4 protein-coding genes are annotated in these 4,838 nt (G+C 72.6%); all 4 read left to right on the top strand.

Translation table 11 applies throughout. The annotated features are described in order from the left end of the window. The first annotated feature begins 112 nt into the window (after window positions 1–112). Window positions 113–1,057 carry a transketolase family protein gene (locus PV350_RS26030; protein WP_499513979.1) on the top strand — a complete coding sequence of 315 codons (945 nt, stop codon included), beginning with the start codon at window positions 113–115 and terminating at the stop codon, window positions 1,055–1,057. After that, a complete protein-coding gene (locus PV350_RS26025) occupies window positions 1,045–2,298 on the top strand; it encodes an ATP-grasp domain-containing protein (RefSeq protein WP_500336381.1) in 1,254 nt (417 codons plus the stop codon). Before PV350_RS26030 ends, PV350_RS26025 begins: the two co-directional genes overlap by 13 nt. Continuing rightward, complete coding sequence (locus tag PV350_RS26020; RefSeq protein WP_500336379.1) at window positions 2,295–3,644, top strand: amidohydrolase family protein; 1,350 nt, start codon at window positions 2,295–2,297, stop codon at window positions 3,642–3,644. Before PV350_RS26025 ends, PV350_RS26020 begins: the two co-directional genes overlap by 4 nt. Then, on the top strand, window positions 3,641–4,838 hold a 1,198-nt coding region (locus tag PV350_RS26015), incomplete at its 3' end, for an MFS transporter (protein ID WP_500336377.1). The genes PV350_RS26020 and PV350_RS26015, both read left to right, overlap by 4 nt.

Genomic DNA, 4,838 nt, shown 5'->3' with positions numbered 1-4,838 from the left:
ATCTCGGCGGCAAGGGTCACCCCTTCCAGCGGGCGCACCGCCGCGGCCGGTTCGCCGCCACCCGTTCCTCTGCGGTCGCCCCGTGCGCCGCCCAGCGGAGGGGAGCGCTGCGATGACGTTGTCCGGGCGCGATGCCTACCGCGCCGAACTGACCGCGCTCGCCGCCGCCGACGACCGGGTCCTGTGCCTGGAGGCCGATCTCGGCGGCAAGGGTCACCCCTTCCAGCGGGCGCACCCCGAACGGTTCCTCAACCTGGGCATCGCGGAGGCCGCGATGGTCGACATGGCGGCCGGTCTGGCCGCCGCCGGGTGGAAGCCGTTCGTCTCGACCTTCGCCCCCTTCGCCGCGCTGCGCGCCGCCGAGAGCCTGAAGCTGACCCTCGGCTACCTGCGCGCCGGCGTCACCGTGGTCGCCCCGTACGCGGGCGTGTCCGGCGCGTGGTTCGGCACGACGCACCACTGCCTGGAGGACCTGGCCGTCCTGCGCAGCATCCCCGGCGTGACGATCGCCGCGCCGTACGGGGAGGCCGAGATGCGCTCCGTGGTCCGCGCCGCGGTCCGCTCCGGACGTCCGCACTACATCCGCACCGGCCGCAACGCCGCGTACGAGAGCCTGCAGGCGCCCGTCGCGGAGGGCGGCACCGTCACCTGGGAGCACCACGGCTCCGGCGCGGCCGGCGAGCGGTGCCTGGTCTCGGTCGGTGAGGAGGGCACCCGGCTCGCGCTGGCCGCCCGCGCGGAGCGCCCCGGCACCGCGCACGCCCACCTCACCTACCTGGACCACGCCCACCTCTCCCGCGCCGCGGCCGAACTCGCCCGCCACCACCGACGCTTCGTCGTCGTCGAGGAGCACCGCACCGAGGGCGGCGTCGCCGAGGCCCTCGCGCTGCTGCTGCCGGCCTGCGAGGTCACCTCCGTCGGCGCCGGCCACGGCTGGCCGTCCGAGGGCGGCGACCACCAGGAGGTGATGGCCGCGCTCGGCCTCCACCTGCCCGCCGTGCTCCGCGCACTGAATCCGATCCCGCACCAACCGAGGGGGTTCTCATGCACGTACTGATGGTCGAATGCAATCCGAACGGCGTCGCCGGCATCGCCAACGCCCTGTCCCTGGGCCACGAGGTGACGCTGGTCAGCGCCGACCCCGGCTTCTACGTCGCCGCGTCACCGCTCGCCGAGCCGGCCTTCGCCCACCCCCGCTGCCGGGTGATCACCAGCGAGTCCGCGTTCTCCATCGACGCGCTGGAGCAGCTGGCGAAGGAGGTGCACGCGAGCAGCCCGGTCCACGGCGTGACGACCTACAGCGAGTACCACACCGTCCACACCGCCTCCGTCGCCCGCGCCCTCGGCCTGCCCGGGATGAGCGTGGAGGGCGCCCTCAACGCCCGCCACAAGCACCGCACCCGGCTCACCCTCGCCGGCACCGACGTGCGCCAGCCGCGCTTCGCGCACGCCCGTGCCCTGGACGAGGTGGAGGCCGCGATCCGCGAGGTGGGCTTCCCGTGCGTGGTCAAGCCGTCCGACGGCACGGCGAGCCTGCACGTCCTGCACCTCACCGGCGAGGAGGACCTGGCGGCCTACCTCGCCGACCTGGCGAAGGTCGCCGACTACGGGCGCGGCGTCACCCGCATCCCGGACGTCGTCGTCGAGGAGTTCGTCGAGGGCGAGCTGGTCTCCGTCGAGGCCGTGGTGCTGGCCGGCGGGGAGATCGTCAACCTCGGCATCACCGACCGCTGCCTGAGCGGCTTCCCGTACTTCATCGAGATGGGCGCGACGTACTTCCGCGGCCACCCGCTGCAGGACGAGCTGTTCGAGATGAACGAGAAGGCGCTGCGCGCCCTCGGCATCGACTTCGGCTTCATCCACGCCGAGTACCTGCTGTCCGCCGACGGCCCGGTGCTGTGCGAGGTCAACGGCCGGCTCATCGGCGGCATCGTGCCGCAGCTGATGAAGATCTCCAGCGGGGTGGACCCCTACCTGGAGGTCATCCGCCAGGCGCTCGGCGAGACGCCGGAACTGCCCTTCCCCGGCACGGTCACCGCGAGCGGCCGCTGGTTCGGCTCGCCGGTCGAGGGCACCCTGCGCGCGGTGGACTTCACCGCGCTCAACGAGCAACCGGGCTTCGTCGAGGCCCTCAGCTACCGCGCCCCCGGCACCGGTGTCGCGCGGCTGTCGAAGAGCAACTTCGACTGGCTCGGCCACGTGATCTTCACCGGCAACGGCCGCGCGGAGGCCGGGGGCCGCTGCGAGTCGGCGCTGGACCGGGTCGCCGTCGACCTGTCCGTCCAGGTCGCCCGGTGAGCGCGCTCCGGCGCGTCGCCGTCCCCCTCCTCGACCCGGAGACGCTGTACGACGTGGAGGTCGGCGAGGGGGTCTTCACCCGGATCGAGGCGGTCGCCGACCGGGACGTCCGGGCCGGCGGCGAGCCGGAGCTGTGGCCGGGCTTCGTCGAGGCGCACGCCCACCTCGCGCTGCCCGCCAACTTCGACGACTCCCTCGACGACGCGCGGATCTCCGCCCTGTCGTACCTCTTCCACGGCGTCACGCACGTCGTCGACATGTTCGGCTTCCCGCTGGTCGCCGACGCCTGGGAGGCCGGCCGCGCCACGTCCCCGGTGCCGTACCCGCGGCTGGCGCACTGCGGCTACGCGGCCACCTCCATGCGCGACGGCGAGGGACTGACCGGGCACGGCGTGGAGTTCCCCGCTCCGGTCTTCATGCTCGGGGTCGGCGACGACCTGGAGCCGCTGATCACCGCCAACCGCGCGCGCGGCGCGACCTTCCTCAAGGTCATGTTCACCGACGGCACCGAGCAGCCCGGCACGGCCCGGCGCTTCTCGCGGCTGCCCGCGCCCGTGCTGGAGCACGTCGCGCGGGTGGTCCGGACGCACGGGCTGCCCGCGATCCTCGACTGCAACACCCGCGAGGAGGTCCTGCAGGCGTACGCGTACGGCTTCCGGCTCTTCGCCCACCCCGTCCGCGACCTGGAGCTGACGGCGCAGGACTGGCGCGCCCTGGAGGGGGCGCGCTTCGTCTCCACCCTCGGCGGGCTGTACCCGATGGTCATGGAGCGGGAGGACTTCCGGCGCGAGTACGGCAGGCCCGGCTTCCGCGAGACCCAGGACCCGGCCAACCTCGACTTCGTCGCCGGCGTCGAGGAGCCCTTCGGCATCCGCTTCGGCTGCCAGGACACCCGCACCGCCGCGCTCGCCACCATGCGCGCCAACAGCCTCCGGGCCCTGTCCCGCCGCGGCATGCTGGTCGGCACCGACTGCGGCAACACCGGCGCCTTCCACGGCTACAGCCTGCTCGGGGAGCTGGACCGGCTCGCCGGTGACGACCCGGGCGAGCGCGCCGCCCTGCGGCACGGCCTGCTGCGCGCCGCCACCCTGGACAACCGGCTCTTCTTCGACGAGGTGTCCGGGTCGGCACCCTCGCCGGATCTTCTTCACGAAGGCGCCCCCGCGACCTTCAACCTGCTCCCGGCGGCCGCCAAGGAAGAACCGCTGTCCGCCCTGCCCGAACTCACCGTCGCGGCGGGCGTGGTGGTCGACCGCCAGACCGTCGCGCAGGAGATCAGGTCCCTGCGGGCGACCCCCTCGGGAGGGAAGGTCGGCCTGCACCACGACGAGAGGTCGGACTCGTGAACGCAACGGCGAAAAGGACGCTCGCCGGTGTCTGCGTCGGCATCGCACTGGCGCACGTCGGCAACTACATCTACTTCCCGCACCTCGTGTCCACCCTGGGCGTCGAGTACAGCGGTTTCTGGGCCGGGTTCGTGATGTTCCTGACCTACGTGGGCCGGCTGTCCTCCACCTTCTTCTACGAAGGGCTGGGCGCCCGCCTCGGCACCCGCGGCAGCGTCATCGCCGGCATCGCCCTGGAGGCCGTCGCCCTCGGCCTGATGGGCTTCGCGGACGGGCTCGTGGCGTACGGTCTGTGCGCCTTCTTCGTCGGCTTCGGGTCGGGCATGTCCTTCCCGGGGCTGAAGAACATCCTGGGCGCGCTGCCGGAGGAGCACCGCGCGAAGGCCTTCTCGTACTTCCAGATGGCCTGCCAGACCGGCGTCATCGCCGGTGCGGTCGTCGGCGGGCTCTTCCTGTGGGCCGACATGCGCGTGCTGTTCGGGGTGGTCTTCGCGCTCTTCGCGGGCTACTGCCTGGCCGCGGTCTTCGTCATCCCGCGCGACGGGGAGCAGGACCGGGCGGCCGCCGCGGCGACCCCGCTGGTCAACTTCGCGGTCCTGAAGGGCCTGAAGGCGGGTGCGGGCACGCGCTACTTCTTCCTGTCCAGCCTGTTCTGGATCATGTCGATCAGCTTCCTGGTCGGCATGCCGCTGTTCATGGAGGAGTACGTCAAGGGGCTGCCGGTCTCGGCACCCTTCTGGATCAGCGGCATCACGCTGATGGCGCTGCAGTACCCGGCCTTCCGGTTCATGATCAAGCACTTCCGTCCCGGGCAGGTCATGGCGGTCGCGTTCGGCGCGATGGCGCTGGCGTTCGTCCTGTTCGGCGCGGGGCGGAACGTGCTGTGGGTGGTGGTCGGCTGCTTCGTGGTGGTCTTCGGGGACATCCTCTTCACGCCCTCGTTCGACCTGTGGGTCACCCGGCGGATCCCGGCGGACCGGCTGGCGCGGGCGATGGGCGCCATGCACTTCTTCCGCAGCTTCGGCAACATGGCCGGCACGCTGGTCGCGGGCGCCCTGTTCGACCTGGCCCACAACACCGGCATCCCGGGGCTCAACTGGTACCTCACCGCCGCCCTCGCGGCCGCCTGCGCCCTGGTCAGCCTCGGCGTCTCCGCCCGCGAGCGCACGGCCGAACCCGACCCCGACCCCGACC

Source organism: Streptomyces sp. PA03-6a (genome assembly GCF_033792765.1).
Lineage (GTDB): Bacteria > Actinomycetota > Actinomycetes > Streptomycetales > Streptomycetaceae > Actinacidiphila.
The sequence above is the reverse complement of the archived record's forward strand: the minus strand, read 5'-3'. Positions and strand labels throughout refer to the sequence as shown.

Excerpts from the sequence above, each read along its gene's own strand:
- PV350_RS26030 (WP_499513979.1), top strand. The coding sequence starts at position 113 with ATGACGTTGTCCGGGCGCGATGCCTACCGCGCCGAACTGACCGCGCTC.
- PV350_RS26025 (WP_500336381.1), top strand. The coding sequence starts at position 1,045 with ATGCACGTACTGATGGTCGAATGCAATCCGAACGGCGTCGCCGGCATC.